The 19435-nt window shown below is 45.6% G+C and carries 23 protein-coding genes; 21 read left to right on the forward strand and 2 right to left on the reverse strand.

The features are described 5' to 3' along the window. The first annotated feature begins 17 nt into the window (after positions 1-17). The 6 genes from WQ57_RS12580 to WQ57_RS12605 all read left to right on the forward strand — a co-directional run bounded on the left by WQ57_RS12580 (position 18) and on the right by WQ57_RS12605 (position 5369). Positions 18-476, forward strand: coding sequence for a YpbF family protein (locus WQ57_RS12580; RefSeq protein ID WP_046524130.1), 459 nt, complete (start codon positions 18-20; stop codon positions 474-476). Between the two features lie 108 nt (positions 477-584). Next, positions 585-1220, forward strand: coding sequence for a CBS domain-containing protein (locus WQ57_RS12585; protein ID WP_046524131.1), 636 nt, complete (start codon positions 585-587; stop codon positions 1218-1220). Positions 1221-1300: 80 nt separating this feature from the next. After that, positions 1301-2074: a metallophosphoesterase gene (locus WQ57_RS12590; protein ID WP_241481531.1), complete on the forward strand. Its 774-nt coding sequence runs from the start codon at positions 1301-1303 to the stop codon at positions 2072-2074. Between the two features lie 126 nt (positions 2075-2200). Continuing rightward, positions 2201-2779: a genetic competence negative regulator gene (locus tag WQ57_RS12595; protein WP_046524132.1), complete on the forward strand. Its 579-nt coding sequence runs from the start codon at positions 2201-2203 to the stop codon at positions 2777-2779. A 155-nt stretch (positions 2780-2934) separates the two neighbouring features. Then, a complete protein-coding gene (locus tag WQ57_RS12600) occupies positions 2935-4212 on the forward strand; it encodes a Glu/Leu/Phe/Val family dehydrogenase (protein WP_046524133.1) in 1278 nt (425 codons plus the stop codon). 179 nt (positions 4213-4391) lie between these two features. Continuing rightward, the gene (locus tag WQ57_RS12605; protein ID WP_046524134.1) at positions 4392-5369 is read left to right on the forward strand and encodes a YpdA family putative bacillithiol disulfide reductase; all 978 of its coding nucleotides are present in this window, start codon (positions 4392-4394) and stop codon (positions 5367-5369) included. A 36-nt stretch (positions 5370-5405) separates the two neighbouring features. On the opposite strand, the gene WQ57_RS12610 is transcribed toward WQ57_RS12605, so the two are convergent. Beyond that, positions 5406-6377, reverse strand: a complete 972-nt coding sequence (locus tag WQ57_RS12610) for an asparaginase (protein ID WP_046524135.1) — start codon at positions 6375-6377, stop codon at positions 5406-5408. 95 nt (positions 6378-6472) lie between these two features. Here WQ57_RS12610 and prsW point away from each other — a divergent pair, with 95 nt between their 5' ends. The 8 genes from prsW (at position 6473) to fni (ending at position 13474) form a co-directional block, all read left to right on the forward strand. Then, a complete protein-coding gene (gene prsW, locus WQ57_RS12615) occupies positions 6473-7168 on the forward strand; it encodes a glutamic-type intramembrane protease PrsW (protein WP_046524136.1) in 696 nt (231 codons plus the stop codon). 144 nt (positions 7169-7312) lie between these two features. After that, complete coding sequence (gene sleB, locus WQ57_RS12620; RefSeq protein ID WP_046524260.1) at positions 7313-8125, forward strand: spore cortex-lytic enzyme; 813 nt, start codon at positions 7313-7315, stop codon at positions 8123-8125. A gap of 11 nt (positions 8126-8136) precedes the next feature. Beyond that, entirely contained in the window at positions 8137-9486 is a 1350-nt protein-coding gene (ypeB, locus tag WQ57_RS12625) for a germination protein YpeB (protein ID WP_046524137.1), read from the forward strand. A 93-nt stretch (positions 9487-9579) separates the two neighbouring features. Continuing rightward, positions 9580-9762 (forward strand): YpfB family protein, encoded by a 183-nt coding sequence (locus tag WQ57_RS12630; RefSeq protein WP_046524138.1) that lies wholly within the window; start codon positions 9580-9582, stop codon positions 9760-9762. A gap of 106 nt (positions 9763-9868) precedes the next feature. Beyond that, entirely contained in the window at positions 9869-10549 is a 681-nt protein-coding gene (cmk, locus tag WQ57_RS12635; protein WP_046524139.1) for a (d)CMP kinase, read from the forward strand. Next, positions 10546-11127 (forward strand): lysophospholipid acyltransferase family protein, encoded by a 582-nt coding sequence (locus WQ57_RS12640; protein ID WP_046524140.1) that lies wholly within the window; start codon positions 10546-10548, stop codon positions 11125-11127. The genes cmk and WQ57_RS12640 overlap by 4 nt, the downstream gene beginning before the upstream one ends. Before the next feature lie 141 nt (positions 11128-11268). Continuing rightward, positions 11269-12408 (forward strand): 30S ribosomal protein S1, encoded by a 1140-nt coding sequence (gene rpsA, locus WQ57_RS12645; RefSeq protein ID WP_046524141.1) that lies wholly within the window; start codon positions 11269-11271, stop codon positions 12406-12408. 13 nt (positions 12409-12421) lie between these two features. Further along, complete coding sequence (fni, locus tag WQ57_RS12650; RefSeq protein WP_046524142.1) at positions 12422-13474, forward strand: type 2 isopentenyl-diphosphate Delta-isomerase; 1053 nt, start codon at positions 12422-12424, stop codon at positions 13472-13474. A gap of 37 nt (positions 13475-13511) precedes the next feature. Here fni and WQ57_RS25900 read toward each other — a convergent pair whose 3' ends face one another. Further along, positions 13512-13658, reverse strand: a complete 147-nt coding sequence (locus WQ57_RS25900) for a YpzI family protein (RefSeq protein ID WP_064537363.1) — start codon at positions 13656-13658, stop codon at positions 13512-13514. Between the two features lie 108 nt (positions 13659-13766). Here WQ57_RS25900 and WQ57_RS12655 point away from each other — a divergent pair, with 108 nt between their 5' ends. From WQ57_RS12655 to WQ57_RS12685, 7 genes are all read left to right on the forward strand, one after another. After that, on the forward strand, positions 13767-14372 hold the full coding sequence (locus WQ57_RS12655) for a YphA family membrane protein (RefSeq protein ID WP_046524261.1): 606 nt from the start codon (positions 13767-13769) through the stop codon (positions 14370-14372). Continuing rightward, positions 14369-15253, forward strand: coding sequence for a YIEGIA family protein (locus tag WQ57_RS12660; protein ID WP_046524143.1), 885 nt, complete (start codon positions 14369-14371; stop codon positions 15251-15253). Before WQ57_RS12655 ends, WQ57_RS12660 begins: the two co-directional genes overlap by 4 nt. Beyond that, on the forward strand, positions 15250-15435 hold the full coding sequence (locus WQ57_RS12665; RefSeq protein WP_046524144.1) for a capping complex subunit for YIEGIA: 186 nt from the start codon (positions 15250-15252) through the stop codon (positions 15433-15435). The genes WQ57_RS12660 and WQ57_RS12665 overlap by 4 nt, the downstream gene beginning before the upstream one ends. Before the next feature lie 152 nt (positions 15436-15587). Further along, on the forward strand, positions 15588-16898 hold the full coding sequence (der, locus tag WQ57_RS12670; RefSeq protein ID WP_046524145.1) for a ribosome biogenesis GTPase Der: 1311 nt from the start codon (positions 15588-15590) through the stop codon (positions 16896-16898). 80 nt (positions 16899-16978) lie between these two features. Continuing rightward, positions 16979-18034, forward strand: coding sequence for an NAD(P)H-dependent glycerol-3-phosphate dehydrogenase (locus WQ57_RS12675; protein WP_046524146.1), 1056 nt, complete (start codon positions 16979-16981; stop codon positions 18032-18034). Positions 18035-18290: 256 nt separating this feature from the next. Beyond that, positions 18291-18491, forward strand: coding sequence for a DUF2768 domain-containing protein (locus WQ57_RS12680; protein WP_046524147.1), 201 nt, complete (start codon positions 18291-18293; stop codon positions 18489-18491). A 38-nt stretch (positions 18492-18529) separates the two neighbouring features. After that, the gene (locus WQ57_RS12685) at positions 18530-19237 is read left to right on the forward strand and encodes a hypothetical protein (RefSeq protein ID WP_046524148.1); all 708 of its coding nucleotides are present in this window, start codon (positions 18530-18532) and stop codon (positions 19235-19237) included. Positions 19238-19435: the final 198 nt, after the last annotated feature.

Raw genomic sequence — 19435 nt, forward strand, 5'->3', positions numbered from 1 at the left:
AACAAGGAGGGATGGAAATGGAGCAGCCGATAAAAATGCTTGATGGCCGGACGGACGAGGCAACGAAGCAGATGCTTCAGGGAGTGGTAAAAAGGAAACGGAAGTTTGACAGCCTCCGGAAAAAGCATTTAGGAGTTATGTCGCTCACGATTGGCTTGACGGCTATATTCCTTTTATATCTGTATAAAACCATTATACAGCCATATTCCTATTCATTTTACGAGGTTTTCTCAGTGTTTGTCAGCCAATCGGCCAACCTGTATTTCTTGATTGTTACGCTGGGACTTTTTGGCCTGATGAATCTTTTAAAAGAAAAACGGGAAAAGGCAGAAAAGGAATATCATGCTCTAAGGTGTGAAATTATAGACAAGAGCAAGGATTTATGGAAAAAGGAAGAGGAGTGGAAAAATCGGCACCTTGTATTTGAGATGATGAAAAAACAATATGATATTAACTTGTTTCATGAAAACAAATAACTTGCTATCAGCGTTGCAAGCATACCAAAGCATTTATCCCCAAAAAAGGAGAATGGATGGCAACTGTCGAACTAAGATAGTAACTTGATATTATCGGGATGAATAGGTATGTTTGTTAAAAGTATGATGATTCCCAAGTATAAGTGCATTACAGTTCAGCAGGATGAGAACTTGGGCGAGGTCCTTAAGAAGCTTGAGGAACATGGGATCGATGGAGTTCCTGTGCTGAACGGTGAAAAATATATAGGAACAGTGACAAGACATGGAATATACAAACACTTCTTCTCGGCCAATCAGGAAAAGGCGGCTTTCCTTCAAAATAGGTTTGCAGGTGACATTACGGTGAATCAGGATAAATTCCTGCTTGGGGATGAGATTTTTGAAACAACACTTCTGGAACTGAAGGATTTCCCGTTATTGGCAGTCGTAGATGAGTCGGGAAGGTTCCTCGGCGCAGTGACCAGGTCGGATGTTCTTGAACAGTTTGAAAGTGCTTTTGGAATGCACAGGAAAGGGGTGCGCATTGCTTTTACATCAGTTGAAACCGAGGGCCGAATTGCCCGCCTTGCGGAAATAGCCCACCAATTTCATGAGCATATCATCTCACTCGTTACATTTGATGAAACCGACAAGCTTGTCCGCCGGATTGTCATGAAAATAGAAAAGAAGGAGAATATCGACCGCTTTATTTCCAAGCTGGAGCAATCAGGCTTCCGGGTGCTTGATATTTATGAGGATTTGTAAGACTGTTCGATAATGGCCAATTGAACTCCTCTCATACACCGTATGGGAGGTTTTTCGCTTAAAATAGAAAGGGGATGGATATGGTCTATTTGTATATAATCTTGTTCGTCTTGGCACTAGCAGTAGCTGCGCTCATATTTCACATGTACAAAGAAGCCAACGCAGACAGAATTGTCAGCCACCAGCTGTCCTTTTCCGATTTGCCGGCAGGTTTCGATGCCCTGACGATATTTTTCATATCCGATATCCACCGGAGGTCTGTATCGCCTGACATAATAGCAAGAGCGAAGGAAAAAGCTGATGTTGTGATTATTGGCGGTGATCTCGCCGAGAAAGGGGTAAAACTGGAGCAGGTGAGAGAGAATCTTGTGCGGCTTGCATCCATTGCCCCAGCCTATTTTGTTTGGGGAAATAATGACTATGAGCTCGACCGGCAGAAGGTGAAAGAGATCATGGAAGAAACCGGAGTAGAGATTCTCGAAAATTCCTGGAAGAGTCTGTCTGCTGACCAGGGAGATGAATTGATTCTTGCTGGGGTGGATGACCTTGCCATGGGCAACGCCCGCCCAGACGAAGCCTTGGAAGGGGCAGAGCCATCCTTCAGGGTCCTGGTCAGCCACAATCCCGAGGTTGCGTATATGCTGGACGAGGAGCATAAAGTTTCCCTGGTTTTGAGCGGCCATACTCATGGTGGCCAGATTCGGATTCTGGGATACAGTCCTTATAAAAAAGGGGGAATCCGCAAGCTGGGCAATACAACGCTGCTGGTGAGCAACGGCTATGGAACAACGGCCCTGCCGCTTAGGCTGGGCGCCGAAGCACAGTCCCATTTGATTGTCTTGCGAAAAGAGTGAATGTCCGGATACACACTGGCAAAAAGATTAAGGGGTCCTGCCGGGAATCCGCTAAATGACTCACCATCCTGCAAAAATTTCATAAAATATAAAACAATAGCTTCGTTGATGGCAGGGGGCCTATATATGCGCTTGGAAAGGTTAACATATAATAAAATTAAAATATTCCTCACCTCTGATGACCTGTCTGACCGGGGATTGACCAAGGAGGATATTTGGAAGGATTCCATGAAGTGGAACCAGTTATTCCATGATATGCTTGAGGAAGCCAGCGATGAATTCGGCCTTGAGATCCTTGGCACGGTAGCTGTGGAAATTTTTTCTCTCCAGGCTCAGGGAATGGTCATGATACTAACGGTTGAAGAGCAGGAGAATGAAATAGATTCGTTTGAAGATGGGTTCATCGAAATGCAGGTTACAATGGATGGCAGCGACGATATCCTGTTTGAGTTCTCCAATGTGGAGGATGTCATCCAGCTGGCAGTAAGGCTGGCAAATTTGGGGATTGGCGGCGGCTGTCTATATTGTTTGAACAATACCTACTATTTATTGATGGATGGATTAAAGCTGGAAGCAGACAAAGTTGTTCCAATGCTCGCCGAGTATGGAAGCCCTTCGATTTTCAGTATTCACCGGCTGATGGAATACGGAAAGGAAGTTGTTAAAGAAGACGCAATCCAGACGCTGGTCCGCTATTTTTCATGACGGCAGTCTTTCTGGACTGCCGTTTTTTATCAATAAAACAAGGGTATTTGAAAATATACTGCAAGGTTTTTTATTCTTGCATTAAATAACCAAAGGTGTATACTATCCATGAAAGCGTACAACAACTGTAATAGTGATTTAGGAGGATTCCAAGAATGGTAGCCGCAAACAATGACGGGAATGCAAATTCAGAAGAAAAACTGGACGTACTGCGTTCTACGCAAACGGTAATTCATAAGGCATTGGAAAAACTGGGGTATCCAGATGAAGTTTTTGAGCTATTAAAGGAACCGCTCAGGATGATGACTGTCAAAATCCCTGTCAGAATGGATGATGGTTCAGTCAAGGTATTCACTGGCTATAGAGCCCAGCACAATGATGCCGTGGGTCCAACAAAAGGTGGAATTCGTTTCCATCCGAATGTAACGGAAAAAGAAGTAAAAGCCCTCTCTATATGGATGAGCTTAAAATGTGGAATAGTCGATCTTCCGTACGGCGGCGGAAAAGGCGGCATCGTCTGCGATCCGCGTGATATGAGTTTCCGCGAGCTTGAGAGGCTGAGCCGGGGATATGTCCGTGCAATCAGCCAAATTGTCGGCCCGACAAAAGATATCCCTGCGCCAGACGTTTTCACAAACTCGCAAATTATGGCCTGGATGATGGACGAGTACAGCCGGATTGATGAATTCAACTCACCAGGATTCATTACCGGCAAGCCATTGGTGCTTGGAGGTTCCCATGGCCGGGAATCTGCCACTGCTAAAGGCGTGACAATCTGTATCCGCGAAGCCGCAAAGAAAAAAGGCATTGAGCTTGAAGGTGCCAGAGTGGTTGTACAGGGATTCGGAAATGCCGGCAGTTTCCTGTCCAAGTTCATGCATGATGCGGGTGCCAAGGTTGTGGGCATTTCCGATGCTTATGGAGCTCTATATGACCCGGAAGGCCTGGATATCGATTATCTTCTGGATCGTCGGGACAGCTTTGGGACCGTGACCAAGCTTTTTAATAATACGATCACCAATAAAGAATTGCTGGAACTGGAATGTGACATTCTCGTCCCGGCAGCGATTGAGAATCAGATTACTGAAGAAAATGCCCATAATATCAGGGCAAGCATTGTCGTGGAAGCAGCCAACGGACCGACTACACTCGAAGCTACCCAAATCCTTACGGATCGAGGGATACTTCTCGTTCCTGATGTGCTGGCCTCAGCGGGTGGCGTGACGGTTTCCTACTTTGAATGGGTACAGAACAACCAGGGATATTACTGGTCAGAAGAAGAAGTGGAAGAAAAATTGGAGAAGGTCATGGTCAAATCCTTCGAGAATATATATGAAACATCCCAAAACCGCCGCGTTGATATGCGGCTTGCCGCCTATATGGTCGGCGTCCGCAAAATGGCAGAAGCCAGCCGCTTCAGGGGCTGGATTTAAGCTGGCTGCGTGGTTCGAAATTGATTCTGTCGAGGAAATCTCCTATCATGCAGGATAGGAGATTTTTTGCTGTCCATGGCGCTTGCATTTCATATATAATTTTCTTCATCACGCAAGCCTGACGAAGGGTGCGAAGAAAAAATTCTTAAGGGAATGCTCAAGAGACAAGGAGTGATAGTGTGCAAAGAGAAGATGTTGTGATTGTCGGCGGAGGACCATGTGGACTTGCCGCTGCCATCGCGATAAAGAAAATAGGGAAAAATCCCGTCATCATAGAAAAAGGGAATATTGTAAACGCAATTTTTCATTACCCTACCCACCAAACGTTTTTCAGCAGCAGTGAAAAGCTTGCTATCGGGGACATCCCCTTCATTATCGAAGGCCATAAGCCCAAACGGAATCAGGCCCTCGTCTATTACCGTGAAGTAGTCAAACGGGAAAATCTCCGGGTCCACTCTTTTGAAAAAGTGGCTTCAGTCATAAAAGATGAAGATGGATCCTTTACTGTCGTATCCGATAAGAATGAATACAAGGCGGATTATGTGGTCATAGCCACCGGCTATTATGACCATCCCAATTATATGGGGGTGCCGGGGGAAGATCTGCCAAAGGTATTTCATTATTTTAAAGAAGCGCATCCCTATTTTGACAAGGATGTGGCGGTTATAGGAGGCAAAAATTCAAGTGTCGATGCAGCCCTGGAACTCAACAAGGCTGGGGCGAGGGTGACCGTTTTATATCGCGGGTCCCATTACTCAAGCAGCATCAAGCCGTGGATATTGCCGGAGTTTGACTCGCTTGTCAGAAGCGGCGCAATCAAGATGGAATTCAACGCCCATCTGCGGAAAATCGGAGACCATGAGCTCGTCTACGAAAAAGAGGGAAATATTAATAAGCTGAGAAATGACTTTGTATTTGCCATGACCGGATACCATCCAGACCACTCCTTCCTTAGGGGGATGGGGATCGGTATTGACGAAGCCACGGGCAGGCCCATTTATAATGAAGAAACGATGGAAACGGACGTAGGTGGAATTTTCATTGCAGGGGTCATTGCAGCAGGCAACAATGCCAATGAAATCTTTATTGAAAACGGCCGTTTTCATGGCGGGCAGATCGCCGACGCCATTAAGAACAGGGAAGCAGGAGCCCATTAAAAAGAGGCAGACTGGGAACAGTCTGCCTCTTTTCTGTCATAAACGGAACATATCTTCCATTTCCTTCATGTCGCTGGTTCTGGCGAGGGCAATCAATAGCTTGATGCGCGCCTTTTGCCCATTAAGCCCGTTTGAGAAAATAACACCCAATTCCCTCAAATGCTTGCCCCCTCCTTCATAGGCATATACATCCTGCACAATGCCGTTGAAGGCGCGGGAGACAATCACCACTGGAATATTGCTGCTGATTAATTGGGTGATGCCTTCCACTGCCGCCGGAGGAAGATTTCCTTGGCCCAGTGCTTCTATCACGACACCATCAACCTGAAGGGCCTTGGCTGCCAGAAGCAGGGAAGAATCCATTCCTGCATGGGCCTTGACAAGGACAACCTTTTTATCAATACTCGAGATCTTGTAATACTCCCGATGGGCCGGGACATGATGGAAAAAGATTCCTCTCTTGGTGACAATGCCAATAGGTCCGTACTGAGGACTCTGGAACGTCGAGACATTGCTGGTATGCGTTTTGGTAACATTGTCTGCCGTATGGATTTCATCATTCAGCACCACGAGGACGCCTTTTCCCTGTGCCTCCTGGCTGGTAGCCACGCGAATGGAAGAAATAAGGTTATAGAGCCCGTCCGATCCAATTTCATTGCTGGACCGCATGGCTCCAGTCACTACGATTGGAAAATCCGCCTGCAAGGTCAAATCGAGAAAATAGGCGGTTTCCTCAAGTGTGTCCGTTCCATGTGTAATAACAGCTCCATCAATTCCTCCCCTGCTTTGGTAATCTTCAATCAACCCCTTGAGGATCATCATTTCATTTGGAGTGATATGGGGGGATGGCAGATGGAACGGCTCCTCAACAATCAAGTTGCCAAGGCTGCTGAGCAGCAGGGCTTCATCTGTCAAAGGGTTCTTGGCCCCCGGCTTAACAGCCCCGCTTTTATCCTCACTCATTGAGATTGTCCCGCCAGTATGAATGAGCAGTATATTCTTTTTCATAAATTTCCCCTCCGTGCATTCAGTTAAAAGTAGCCATTTAATTTCTCTCCATAACATGATACGATGATTAAAACAAATTGAAAAGAGGATAACTGATGCTGGGAATTGTTACTGCGGGGATTGCTCCCGGACTGGCTCTGCTAAGTTATTTTTATTTAAAAGACCAATACGGTTCAGAGCCGTTTTCAATAGTCTTTAAAACCTTCATTGCCGGCGCCTTGCTTGTTTTCCCCATCATGTTCATCCAATATGTTCTTGATGCCGAAAATGTGCTCCAGGGCCGGCTGTTTGAACCATACCTGGCAATTGGCTTCCTTGAGGAATTTTTTAAATGGTTTATCCTTTATTATACTGTCTTTCAGCATGTTTCCTTTGATGAGCCATATGATGGAATCGTTTATGGTGCTTCTGTATCTTTGGGATTTGCTTCCGTTGAAAACATCTTTTACCTGTTTGCCAACGGTTTGGAATATGCGATAGGGAGGGCCCTTCTCCCAGTATCGAGCCATGCGCTGTTTGGGGTGATTATGGGCTACTATATGGGCAAAGGCAAATTTTCGGAGGGCAGTTCCCATAAATGGCTGATATTGTCGCTGCTCGTTCCTTTTCTCCTTCACGGAAGCTATAACTATATTCTCCTCACGCTGGAGGATTGGCTTGTGCTGATGATTCCGTTCATGATTTTCCTTTGGTACCTGGGCCTCAAAAAGGTCAAAAAGGCCAGGAAGCTGAGCGACCAGCACTTTGAAAATAACTTAATCATCGAAAAAACCTTCATTTCTGGTAAATGAAGGTTTTTTTATTTTAACAAGCTTTTTGCATAAAAGTAAATTTGTAACAAAAAATAGGTTTAATCTTAAATCTTATTATTTTCACAACTAGGGGGGTCATGAGTGAAATTCAAGTTGCTAATCAAATTGCTTGCTGTTTTTGTAATGGTGATGGCTATCATCCCATACAGCAGCAACGGGCAGCGTGCTGCAGCGTTTTCTGACCAGGTGATCCAGCAGGGCGCCGTTGGGGATGATGTTATTGAGCTGCAATCAAGGCTGCAGTATCTAGGTTTTTACAATGGAAAAATCGATGGTGTCTTCGGGTGGGGGACTTATTGGGCGTTAAGGAATTTTCAGTATGAATTCGGCCTTAAAGTGGACGGGCTTGCTGGAGAAGAGACGAAAAACAAACTGGTAAAAGCCTCCAAATACAATAAAAGCCATGTAAAAGAACAAATCAGAAAGGGCAATAAGTTTACACATTATGGCGGGACCGACCTTAATAAACAAACTGCGCCAAAACCAAAGGCTCCGGCACAGGGCCAGGCTGGAAATCAGCCGGCACCACAACAGGGAGCTGCTCCAGACAAGGTTACTGCAGCCAATACGCCAAATGGATTCTCCCAGAATGATATCCAATTGATGGCGAATGCTGTTTATGGAGAAGCTCGGGGTGAACCTTATATTGGCCAGGTTGCTGTGGCAGCGGTCATTCTAAACAGGGTTGAAAGCGCGACATTCCCGAACACGGTATCCGGGGTCATTTTCGAACCGCTTGCCTTTACAGCAGTTGCTGATGGGCAAATCTGGCTGACGCCGAATGAAACAGCAAGAAAGGCTGTCCTTGATGCCATTAATGGCTGGGATCCCACGGGGGAAGCGATGTATTACTTCAATCCTGATACAGCTACCAGTGCATGGATTTGGGGCAGGCCGCAAATAAAGAAAATTGGGAAACATATTTTTTGTAAGTAGAGGTGAGGAATTTGCTTAGAGGAATACTCATTGCCGTCTTAACTATCGGTATAGCCGGAACCGCCATTTGGGGTTACCAGGAGCACCGTGAAAAAAATGCAATCCTGCAAAATGCAGAGAATAATTATCAGCGTGCGTTTCATGATTTGACCTTCCAGGTAGACCTTTTGAATGACAAAATAGGAACGGTCTTGGCCATGAACTCAAGAAGTTCCTTGTCTCCAGGCCTCGCTGAAGTTTGGAAAATAACTTCCCAGGCGCATAATGATGTCGGGCAGCTGCCCCTGACCCTTGTTCCGTTTAATAAAACAGAAGAGTTTCTTGCAAATATCGGGAACTTTTCCTACAAGGCGGCAGTCCGCGACCTTGATAAAGAGCCGCTAACGGATGAAGAGTACAACACGCTAAAAAAACTTTACAAGGAATCGGCAAAAATACAAAATGATTTAAGAGAAGTGCAGCACATGGTGCTTGATAACCACCTGACATGGATGGATGTCGAACTTGCTCTTGCTTCAGGAGATAAAGCAGCAGACAATACGATTATCAATGGCTTTAAAACGGTTGAAAAAACAGTGGAGAGTTATTCTGAAACAGAGTTTGGACCAGGGATGGTCGGCATTCAGAAAAGTGACGAAAATTTTCAATACCTAAAAGGCAGGGAAATCACGGAGTCTAAAGCGGAGGAAATCGCCAGGAAATGGGCGTCCCCAGGGAAAGGGGCAGAAGTAAAGGTCACAGGAAATGGAGAAGGATCTGATTTTGGATTCTTCAGTGTTGCGATTGAGGATAACAGGAACAATACACAATCCTCAATGGATATTACGAAAAAGGGTGGCTATCCTATTTGGTATATCGTTTCAAGGGATGTTGACCAGCAGAAAATCAGTCTCAATGATGCCAGCAATAAAGCGATTGCTTTCCTGAAACAAAATCAGTTTGAAAATCTCGATTTATTTGAGAGTGCACAATATGATAATATGGGAGTCTTCACTTTTGTCGGCACTCAAAACGAGACACGCATTTATCCGGATGCCATTCGGGTTAAGGTTGCCCTTGACAATGGGGATATCATCGGTTTTTCAGCAGAGGATTATTTGAAGTCCCATCATGTCAGGGAAGTTCCTCAGCCAAAAATCACTGCTGAAGAAGCCAAGAAAAAAGTGAACACCAATGTGAACATTATGGAAGAGCGAACCGCGGTCATCCTGAATGATTTGAATGAGGAAGTTCTATGCCATGAGTTTACTGGAGTGCTTGACGAAGATACCTACCGGATTTATATCAATGCTGACAGCGGACTGGAAGAAAAAGTCGAGAAGCTGAATAATGCCGAACCCATATATGAGGATGCAGTTTGAGGAGAAGCCTATGCTTTTCCTCTTTCTTTTTTTAGTTTAGAAGCATAAACGTTCTTCCACCATCCAATAATAGGAAGGGAAGGTGAGACAAAAATGAAGACCGTTGAAAGAATCCTGATTAAAATGGCAGTTATCCAATTTGTTTTTTTATTTTTGGCGCAATTATTCCTCCATCAGCTGGATGCCATTCCGGAGCTTAAGGTACTTGCCCAGTACGAAGGTGTTGTGAAGGACAAATCCGCAAAAACGGTTGAAACGATATGGAACAGCCGATAGCAGGAAATTAACCTGCTTTCTTTTTTTATTGTTAGCCAGTTCAACTGTTGTGGTAAAATATAAGATATAATTAATTTCATCATTGTACAGGTTTACAGGAGGAAATATGAGTAAAAGAATTTCGATTGCAATAGACGGGCCGGCTGCTGCCGGGAAAAGCACGGTGGCCAAACGAGTGGCCGAAAACCTTGAGTACGTATATATTGACACAGGGGCCATGTACAGGGCGCTGACCCTGAAGGCCATTCTCCGTGGTGCCGATATGGATGACCCGGCGCTTATAATGGACATTTTGGATGACACGGCCATCGAGCTGCTTCCAGGCAGTGAAGGACAGCTGGTCCTATTGGACGGGCAGGAAGTTACTGCCGAAATCAGGACTGCTGAAGTGACCAATAAAGTTTCTTATGTTGCCATTCATGAGGAAGTACGAAAGGAAATGGTCAAGAGGCAGCAGGAACTGGCAGCAAAAGGCGGCGTTGTGATGGACGGTCGAGATATCGGTACGCATGTCCTGCCAGATGCAGAGGTGAAGGTTTTCCTTCTTGCCAGTGTGGACGAAAGAGCACAAAGGAGGCATGCGGAAAATCTCCAAAAGGGGTTTCCTTCGGACCTTGAACAGCTGAAGCAGGAAATTGCCCAGCGGGATAAAATAGACTCGGAGAGAAAGGTTTCCCCGCTCAAGAAAGCAGACGATGCGGTAGAGATCGATACAACATCCCTGTCGATCCAGCAGGTGGTCGACACGATTATGAAGCTTGCCACTGAAAGGATCGGATTAAATTGACCGTTTATGATTTTGCTAAATCCGTCGTATACGGAGTGTTTAAACCTTTATACCGCGTGGAGGCAACCGGCAGGGAGAACATTCCTGCCGAGGGCGGAGTCCTTCTCTGCTCCAACCATATCGACAACTTTGACCCCATCCTCGTCGGGATGATGGCGCCAAGGCCTGTCTACTTTATGGCCAAGGAAGAACTATTCAAGGTGCCTGTGCTGGGGAAGCTGGTACCGCATTTGAATGCTTTTCCAGTAAAACGGGGAATGAGCGACCGTGAGGCATTAAGAAAAGGACTTGCAATTTTAAAAGAAGGAAAGGTTTTAGGTTTGTTTCCAGAGGGAACAAGAAGCAAGACGGGAGAACTTGGCAAGGGTCTTGCAGGTGCAGGTTTTTTTGCACTGAGGACTGATGCCCAAATCGTCCCGTGTGCCGTCATAGGGCCATATAAGCCGTTTCGCAAAGTCAGGGTCGTTTACGGGAAACCAATCGACTTTACCGGATTGAGACAAGGCAAAGGAAGCGCCGAGCAGGCTACCGAACTGATTATGTCTGAAATCCGCAAACTGATGGAAAGCAGCAAATAGCTTCTGCTTGACAAATAGGCTCATTTGTAAGAAGTTAATGAAAAGAGATTTTTTTTGAATTTTTCCTATCTAATGTTAACAGTGTGATGTTCTGTCACATTCCTATATTTTGGAGCAGTTATGGATTAAGGAGGAGTACATATGTCAGAAGATATGAACCAAATTGAAGTGGAAAACTTTGAGGCAGGAGACCGCGTCAAAGCCCAGGTAACAAAAGTGGAGGAAAAGCAAGTAATTGTCAACATCCAAAACAGCAAACTGGATGGAATCATTCCAATTAGCGAGCTTTCCAGCCTTCATATTGAAAAAGCGAGCGACGCAGTTAATGAAGGGGACGAGCTGGAGCTGGAAGTGCTGAAAGTAGAGGAAGATGCTCTGATTCTTTCCAAACGCAAAGTTGATGCGGAGAAAGCCTGGGACCAGCTGCAGGAAAAATTCGAAACCGGCGATATCTTTGAAGCCGAAGTTAAGGATGTTGTTAAGGGGGGCCTTGTCGTAGACCTTGGCGTTCGGGGGTTTGTGCCGGCATCATTGGTGGAGGCTCATTTTGTTGAAGATTTCTCTGATTATAAAGGAAGAAATCTGACTTTTAAAATCGTTGAACTTGATAAGGAGAAAAACCGCCTGATTTTATCCCACCGTGCAGTTGTGGAGCAGGAGCAGTCAAGGAAGAAGCAGGACCTTCTTGAATCCCTGCAGGCAGGCCAGGTCATTGATGGAACTGTTCAGCGCATAACCGATTTTGGTGCGTTTGTGGATATCGGCGGAATTGATGGTTTGGTCCATATTTCCCAGCTGTCCCACGAGCATGTTGAGAAACCATCCGATGTTGTCCAGGAAGGCCAGCCTGTCCAAGTGAAAGTCCTTAGTGTAGACCGTGATAATGAAAGAATCTCCCTGTCCATTAAGGAAACACTGCCTGGGCCGTGGGCGGATATCGAAGAAAAAGCTCCAAAAGGCAGCACGCTTGAAGGAGTTGTAAAGCGCCTTGTCTCTTATGGTGCATTTGTGGAGGTGTTCCCGGGTGTAGAAGGACTGGTACACATTTCCCAGATTTCGAACCGTCATATTGGGACGCCGCATGAAGTGCTTCAGGAAGGCCAGGAGATTAAAGTGAAGGTACTGGAGGTAAACAAGGAAGAGCAGCGCCTTTCACTCAGCATGAAAGAGTTTGAACCAAAAGAGGAGCAGGCAGCGACAGATTACCAACTTCCTGAGGAAACAAAAGGATTCCAATTGGGAGAAATGATTGGTGACAAGCTAAAGAATCTTAAACGATAATGGTGATGCAAAAGTGTCCAGATCGAAGCGTAAAGCGGAACATATAGAGCTTGCCCTTGAAACAGGGCAGTTGCGCGGCTCGGGATTCGAGGAGGTTGCTTTCCTTCACCGGAGCATTCCAGACACTTCGCATGATTCAATCGAATTGAAGACGAGAGTTGGCGAACTTGCTTTAAGTTCGCCAATTTTTATCAATGCGATGACCGGCGGAGGAGGGCGGCAAACATATGAAATCAACCGGGATCTTGCCATTGCTGCCAGGGAGACGGGGGTAGGGCTGGCTGTCGGCTCGCAAATGTCCGCGCTTAAAAACCGGGAAGAAATCTATACATATGAAGTGGTGCGAAAAGAAAATCCTGATGGGATTGTTTTTTCCAACCTTGGAAGTGAAGCAAGTGTGGAACAGGCGAAGGAAGCGGTAAAGATGGTGGATGCCGATGCTTTGCAGATCCACCTTAATGTGGTCCAGGAATTAACCATGCCGGAAGGAGACAGGGATTTCCGCGGAGTGCTCCACAGAATTGAAAAACTGGTTGACTGTCTTGATGTGCCGGTCATTGTTAAGGAAACAGGATTCGGAATGTCGATGGAAACAGTGGAGGCACTTAAAGGCGCAGGAGTACTAGCGGTGGATGTCAGCGGGTATGGGGGGACAAATTTTGGGGCGATAGAAAACAGGCGAAGAGCAAAGAGCCTGCCATTTTTTGAAGAATGGGGCATCCCAACTGCTGTTTCGGTGGTTGAGGCAAAAGAGAGAAGCCAAAACATCCCCGTTATTGCTTCCGGGGGCATACAAAGCAGCCTCGATATTGCCAAGTCACTTGCTCTTGGTGCAGAGGCAGCAGCCCTTGCCGGCTACTTCCTCAAGGTACTTTCCCAGGAGGGGCGGGACGGGCTGATTGCCGAGATCACCAGTATCAAAGAGGAACTTAAGATGATTATGACAGCCCTTGGTGCCAACACAATAAAGGATCTCCAAAAGGTACCTCTCCTCATTTCCGGCCATACTTGGCATTGGCTCGACCAACGGGGAATTGATACAAAAAAATATGCCCAACGCACATGATAACAGCTTCTGCCTATGGCAGAAGCTGTTTTACATTTTAATAGCTGTCTTTTCCGTCATTTAACCTGCGCGCTTCCTCGGGGCTTTGCAATTTGGTCGCTCCTGGATAATGAAGGGCCTGGTCCCGGTCGGATTCCACCTGGCGGCTGCTTTTCAATTTTTGTTCTTGTCTGTCTCGTCCCATTTTCACACCTCCTCTCCATTAACATGGGATTTCCCGAAAAGATTATGCAATAGGGATTAAAGTACATAACAGCGAGCCATAATGGAAATGATAGGAGGGGAAATGCAGATGGAAGGAATATTATTTTATTGGATTGCCTGGATTGGCTGGGTATGGGCGACCTTTTTCATGGATAAAAGCAAAATTACTCGAAGCAGGGTGTCTTCTGCGCTGTTGCTATTGATTATTTCCTCTCCCTACGAGTTTTATGTAGGAAGTGTGCTGGTTCATGCCCCGGCGTTGCTCCTGTTCCTTTTTTTTATCATTGAAAGCGCAAAAATGAATGGAAGGGTGTTTATTAGTGTTTTTCTTACATCCTTCATCATGATGCTGGGGTATGTAAGCTTTTTATTGTTTGAGCTGTACGATCCTGTTTGGGTTGTCTTTGACAGGAGATGGATGCTGGCCTTTTGTGGCATCGGCATTTGTGCGCTAATCCAGCATTCTTACCAAAGAATGATAGCTTCACTGGTTTCGGGAATGATTCAAGGGGAAGTGCTTTTTTCAATTTTAATGAGGAATTTGTCTTTTTCGTATCCTGTAGCATCCTCGCCTTTTTTGGATACATTGGCTATCGCTCTGTTACTTATTGCATTGTGGGCAGGAATGAGCCAAATAGCCGCATTAATGGGCAATTACATTAATCATGGAAGGGGCAAACAGAATTCATCATGACGACAGAATACACACTTCCGATTGTTTTTGGACTGGCGGTTGGTACGATTACGAGACTTTTCATGCTCAGGACGGATTATCGGCAATATCCCACTTACCTTCACGGGAAAATCATTCATGTGGCACTTGGATTTATAGCGGCCGGTCTCGGTGCCGTAGCAGGACCGTCCATCCTGGAACAAGAATACACTGCAGTTACATTCCTGACAATCGCGGCTTCCCAGTTCAGGGAAGTAAGGAACATGGAAAGAAATACATTGACAGAACTTGATAACTATGAATTGGTGACAAGGGGGAAAACCTATATTGAAGGCATTGCCATCGCATTTGAAAGCCGAAACTACCTTGTTATATTTACCTCGTTAGTCAGTACCATTGCTTACATAATCTTTAACATCTGGATTGGAATCATTGCAGCCATTCTGACAATGTTTATTTCCCATTTGCTGATGTCAGGAGGAAAGCTGAAAGATATTGTTGATATTGAGTACATGGAGCCGAGGTTTGATGGTGCTGGTTTATATGTGGACAATATCTATATCATGAATATTGGGCTGCCGGAAAGGCAAAAGGAAGTCCTAAGGTATGGGATGGGCTTTATCCTGAAGCCGAAAACTTTTAATGCAAGGTCGACCATTGCAAATCTCGGTCAGAGACAGGCTGTTCTCCATGATGTTTCAACGGCGTTAGGGGTATATCGGGATTCCGGCACGCCTGCCCTGGTGCCGTTGGCAAAACGGGATCTGGATGATGGCCGGATTGGGATATTTGTCCTCCCCCAGGAGAGGGATATTGACCGGGCGATCAGAGTCATCGGGGCTGTGCCAACCCTAGAGAATGCAATCAGGATGCCAACTGAGAAGGGTGGAACTAAGGGATGAATCTTGAAAAATACATTCTTGCGGTTATTACCACGAATCGAAATAAAGTGCCTGCGGGGACAGGGGTGTTCTTTTGTGATTCCAAGCAGGAAATGGAATCTGTTGCCGGAAATCTGGAGGCGATTCTTGACGGTATAGCCCATGCGCTATCCGAAGACTTGTACGTGATTGTCAAGCATTGATATATGTTTTGATTGCCTGCAATAGAACATGTTTGATAAACTATGTAAGCCAGACCCTTCTATTTCAGGAAGGGTTTTCTTTTATAAGTAATAATAAGGTGAGTGCTGGAGCATAAAAACCAGCGTAAAGTGAATGTGAAAGGGTGAAGTTTGTGGCGAAACCAGTGGTAGCCATCGTAGGCCGTCCAAACGTAGGAAAATCGACGATTTTCAACCGGATCGTCGGTGAACGCATATCGATAGTGGAAGATATTCCAGGAGTGACAAGAGACAGGATATACAGTTCTGCCGAGTGGCTTGCTCATGATTTTAATATCATCGATACAGGGGGCATTGATCTTGGTGATGAGCCGTTTTTGGAGCAAATCCGCCAGCAGGCTGAGATTGCGATTGAGGAAGCAGATGTAATCATTTTTCTTGTCAATGGCAGGGAAGGAGTTACAGCAGCAGACGAAGAAGTGGCCAAGATTCTTTATAAATCCAAGAAACCTGTAGTTCTCGGCGTCAATAAAATAGACAATCCGGAAATGCGCAGCGAAATTTATGATTTTTATGCTCTAGGATTTGGGGAGCCTTTTCCCATCTCCGGATCGCATGGCCTTGGCATAGGTGATTTACTGGACGAAGCAGCAAAACACTTTCCTAAAACCGAGGAAAAGGATTATGATGAAGACATCATTAAATTCTCGCTTATTGGCCGTCCGAATGTGGGGAAATCTTCCCTCACCAACGCGCTACTTGGAGAGGACCGGGTCATTGTAAGTGAAGTTGCGGGAACAACCAGGGATGCGATCGATTCCAATTTTAAGTACAACGGCCAGGAATATGTGATCATTGATACGGCAGGCATGAGAAAAAAAGGAAAAGTTTATGAAAGCACGGAAAAATACAGTGTGCTGCGTGCCCTGCGTGCGATAGAACGTTCAGACGTCGTCCTTGTCGTAATAGATGGAGAAGAAGGAATCATCGAACAGGATAAGCATATTGCCGGATATGCCCATGAGGCAGGGAGAGCCGTCATAATTGTCGTCAATAAATGGGATGCTGTCGAGAAAGACGAGAAGACAATGAAAGCGTTCGAGGAAAACATCAGGGAGCATTTTCAGTTTCTCAGTTATGCGCCAATCGTCTTTCTTTCTGCCAAGACGAAAAAACGCATCCATACTTTGATGCCGATGATTGATCTTGCCAGCGAGAATCATTCCAGAAGGGTGCAAACCAATGTCCTGAATGAAGTTATCATGGATGCAGTGGCGAGGAATCCTGCGCCTGCAGACAAAGGCAAGCGCCTGAAGGTTTACTATGCTACCCAGGTGTCGGTCAAGCCTCCTGTATTTGTCGTTTTCGTAAACGAGCCTGAGCTGATGCACTTTTCCTATCAGCGCTTCCTTGAAAACAGGATTCGGGATGCATTTGGATTTGAAGGGACTCCGATCAAAATTTTCGCCAGGGAGCGAAGCTAGGGAATACAGGGTGCATATTCCCCACTAAAGGTTCAGGTCCTGTTGATACAGGTTCACTTTTAAAAAGGGGTTGTGATGAATTGGAGCAAAAAAGGAATGCAGTAGCGGTTGTAGGAGCTGGCAGCTGGGGTACAGCGCTGGCGATGGTTTTGGCTGATAATGGCTGTGAAACCAGACTGTGGAGCCATAATCCCCAGCAGGTAAAAGAAATCAACCAATCACATACCAACGAAAAATATCTTCCCGGGATCACCATTCCTGAATTGGTGACGGGGTATGATGATTTACAGAAGGCGCTTAACGGGATACAAACCATCATTTTGTCGGTTCCCACGAAAGCAATCAGGGAGGTTTTGGCGAAAATAGCTCAATTCCAAAAAGACCCACTGGTCATTGTGCATGTCAGCAAAGGGATTGAGCCTGATACTCTTCTTCGTATTTCGGAGATGATTGAACAAGAGATGCCGAAAGAACTAGTCAAGGATGTTGTTGTTCTCTCGGGCCCTAGCCATGCAGAGGAGGTCAGCCTGCGGCACCCAACGACTGTGACGGTGTCATCAAGAAATATGGAGGCGGCCGAGAAGGTCCAGGATTTATTTATTAACCAGAACTTCAGGGTATACACCAATCCGGATTTGATCGGAGTGGAGATTGGCGGAGCACTAAAGAATATCATTGCTCTCGCAGCCGGGATATCAGACGGACTGGGATATGGCGACAATGCGAAGGCAGCGCTCATTACAAGGGGGCTGGCCGAAATTGCCCGCCTTGGCGTGAAAATGGGGGCAAGTCCCTTAACTTTCTCGGGCCTGACTGGGATTGGAGATCTGATCGTTACCTGCACATCTGTCCATTCCCGAAACTGGAGGGCGGGCAATATGCTGGGAAAAGGGAGGAACCTTGAGGAAGTGCTGGATGAAATGGGCATGGTCGTTGAGGGAGTCAGGACTACTAAAGCGGCCCATCAGCTTGCCCGTAAGTATGATGTGAAGATGCCTATTACGGATGCCTTGCATGACATCCTGTTTGGCGAAGTCGACCCCAAAGATGCAGTTGATGGCTTGATGACGCGCAGAAGGACACATGAGATGGAAGACCTTGCCGACATTTTAAGCGAACGGTCGCAACATTTATAGAATAAATTGATAAATATAGGCATTCGATGATGCGATTCCTTCGCTGTATGCATACAATGCATCGAAGCAACTGGTGGTTTGAACCGGGTGTATGGGTTATTTAGTCATTTTGGACTGGGTTAAAGAGTCAGCCCCCTCTTTACTCAGTTTTTTTATTGTCCGGAATATCCCCTAAATGGGCGATATGCTTATGTAAGCATACCCTGGCGTCGGGGAATTATGTTATAATATCTTTCGGAAAAGGGGAGTGGTTATCTTGTCACCAGCTTTAATGAAAATGTGGGTTTCTTTCGCAGGCATGGGCTTTATGTTCCTGTCGCTTATTTCATTGTATTTCAGCCGTTATAAACTAAAGGGTTTTTTTAAGGCGGTAACAGCTTTAATTGCGTATGTCCTGATGATAGCGGCAGGCCTCATTATCTTCCTGGTTGTCTTTAGCGGTCCAACCATTGGATAATCTATCATTTCCAAACGAAAACGAGGGTCGAATTTAAAATGAACAAACTAGTGAACATGCTTCCTGTTATCATCCTTGTATCGCTGTTGTCGGGGTGTATGTATCCCGCTGAAAACCTTGCCAAAAACCAGATTCCATACGAAGATCAGATTGCTTCTGTCCAATCGGCTGTGGAAAATTTCCAAGCTGATAATGGCGGCATCCTTCCCATAAAGACCAAGGATGCCGAAACCCCTATTTATCAAAAATACCTCGTGGACTTTCAAAAAGTGGTTCCGCGATATTTGCCTGAGGTCCCTGGAAATGCTTTCGAGAACGGGGGTATTTTCCAATACGTTTTGATTGACGTTGAAACAGAACCGAAGGTGAAACTTTTTGATTTAAGGATGGCAGAAACAATCAGGGATATTAAGCTCAGGATCAGGATGCAGGAATATCCGCCTTTTAAGGAGCAAATCTCGGGGGAGGTCTTCAGTCTGGATTACAAAGAACTTGGATTTTCCGAGGAGCCGGCAGCCCAGAGTCCATTTACTGGCCAAAATCTTCCGTATGTGATTACCGGGGACGGTGAAATCTATGTGGATTATCGAAGCGATCTTTACCAATTGTTGAAAAAAGGATACGAGGTAGAGGATGGGGAGGATATCCGTCATATTCTCAGTGATAATTCCAATTTTGTTCCCGCCTACTCGCTTCCGTATACAATCGATCCTTCCAGCGGCGAACCAATCTTTTTAGAGAAATAGGCATAACCCTTCTTCTGCAAAATATATTGTGGAAGAAGGGTTTTTTGCCTTCAGGAGTACTAGTGGGAAAGAGCCGCGAGGCGAAAGCCCGGGAAAAGCGTTAAAAAATAAAAAAATGTCATATTGCCATAGGACAACATCATAAATATATATTGTCCTAGATATTATGATATTTTTCCCACTAACTCTATGATCGGG

Origin of the sequence: Mesobacillus campisalis, from assembly GCF_000986785.1 — a bacterium.
GTDB classification, from domain to species: domain Bacteria; phylum Bacillota; class Bacilli; order Bacillales; family Cytobacillaceae; genus Mesobacillus_B; species Mesobacillus_B campisalis.

Bases quoted from the DNA above. Each gene is read 5' to 3' on its own strand.
- WQ57_RS12580 (WP_046524130.1), top strand. From the start codon at position 18: ATGGAGCAGCCGATAAAAATGCTTGATGGCCGGACGGACGAGGCAACG.
- WQ57_RS12660 (WP_046524143.1), top strand. From the start codon at position 14,369: ATGACGACAGAATACACACTTCCGATTGTTTTTGGACTGGCGGTTGGT.
- WQ57_RS12630 (WP_046524138.1), top strand. From the start codon at position 9,580: ATGAAGACCGTTGAAAGAATCCTGATTAAAATGGCAGTTATCCAATTT.
- WQ57_RS12665 (WP_046524144.1), top strand. From the start codon at position 15,250: ATGAATCTTGAAAAATACATTCTTGCGGTTATTACCACGAATCGAAAT.
- WQ57_RS25900 (WP_064537363.1), bottom strand. From the start codon at position 13,658: ATGGGACGAGACAGACAAGAACAAAAATTGAAAAGCAGCCGCCAGGTG.
- WQ57_RS12655 (WP_046524261.1), top strand. From the start codon at position 13,767: ATGGAAGGAATATTATTTTATTGGATTGCCTGGATTGGCTGGGTATGG.
- sleB (WP_046524260.1), top strand. From the start codon at position 7,313: ATGGTGATGGCTATCATCCCATACAGCAGCAACGGGCAGCGTGCTGCA.
- rpsA (WP_046524141.1), top strand. From the start codon at position 11,269: ATGTCAGAAGATATGAACCAAATTGAAGTGGAAAACTTTGAGGCAGGA.
- WQ57_RS12585 (WP_046524131.1), top strand. From the start codon at position 585: ATGTTTGTTAAAAGTATGATGATTCCCAAGTATAAGTGCATTACAGTT.
- prsW (WP_046524136.1), top strand. From the start codon at position 6,473: ATGCTGGGAATTGTTACTGCGGGGATTGCTCCCGGACTGGCTCTGCTA.
- WQ57_RS12600 (WP_046524133.1), top strand. From the start codon at position 2,935: ATGGTAGCCGCAAACAATGACGGGAATGCAAATTCAGAAGAAAAACTG.
- WQ57_RS12685 (WP_046524148.1), top strand. From the start codon at position 18,530: ATGAACAAACTAGTGAACATGCTTCCTGTTATCATCCTTGTATCGCTG.
- cmk (WP_046524139.1), top strand. From the start codon at position 9,869: ATGAGTAAAAGAATTTCGATTGCAATAGACGGGCCGGCTGCTGCCGGG.
- WQ57_RS12610 (WP_046524135.1), bottom strand. From the start codon at position 6,377: ATGAAAAAGAATATACTGCTCATTCATACTGGCGGGACAATCTCAATG.
- WQ57_RS12595 (WP_046524132.1), top strand. From the start codon at position 2,201: ATGCGCTTGGAAAGGTTAACATATAATAAAATTAAAATATTCCTCACC.
- WQ57_RS12590 (WP_241481531.1), top strand. From the start codon at position 1,301: ATGGTCTATTTGTATATAATCTTGTTCGTCTTGGCACTAGCAGTAGCT.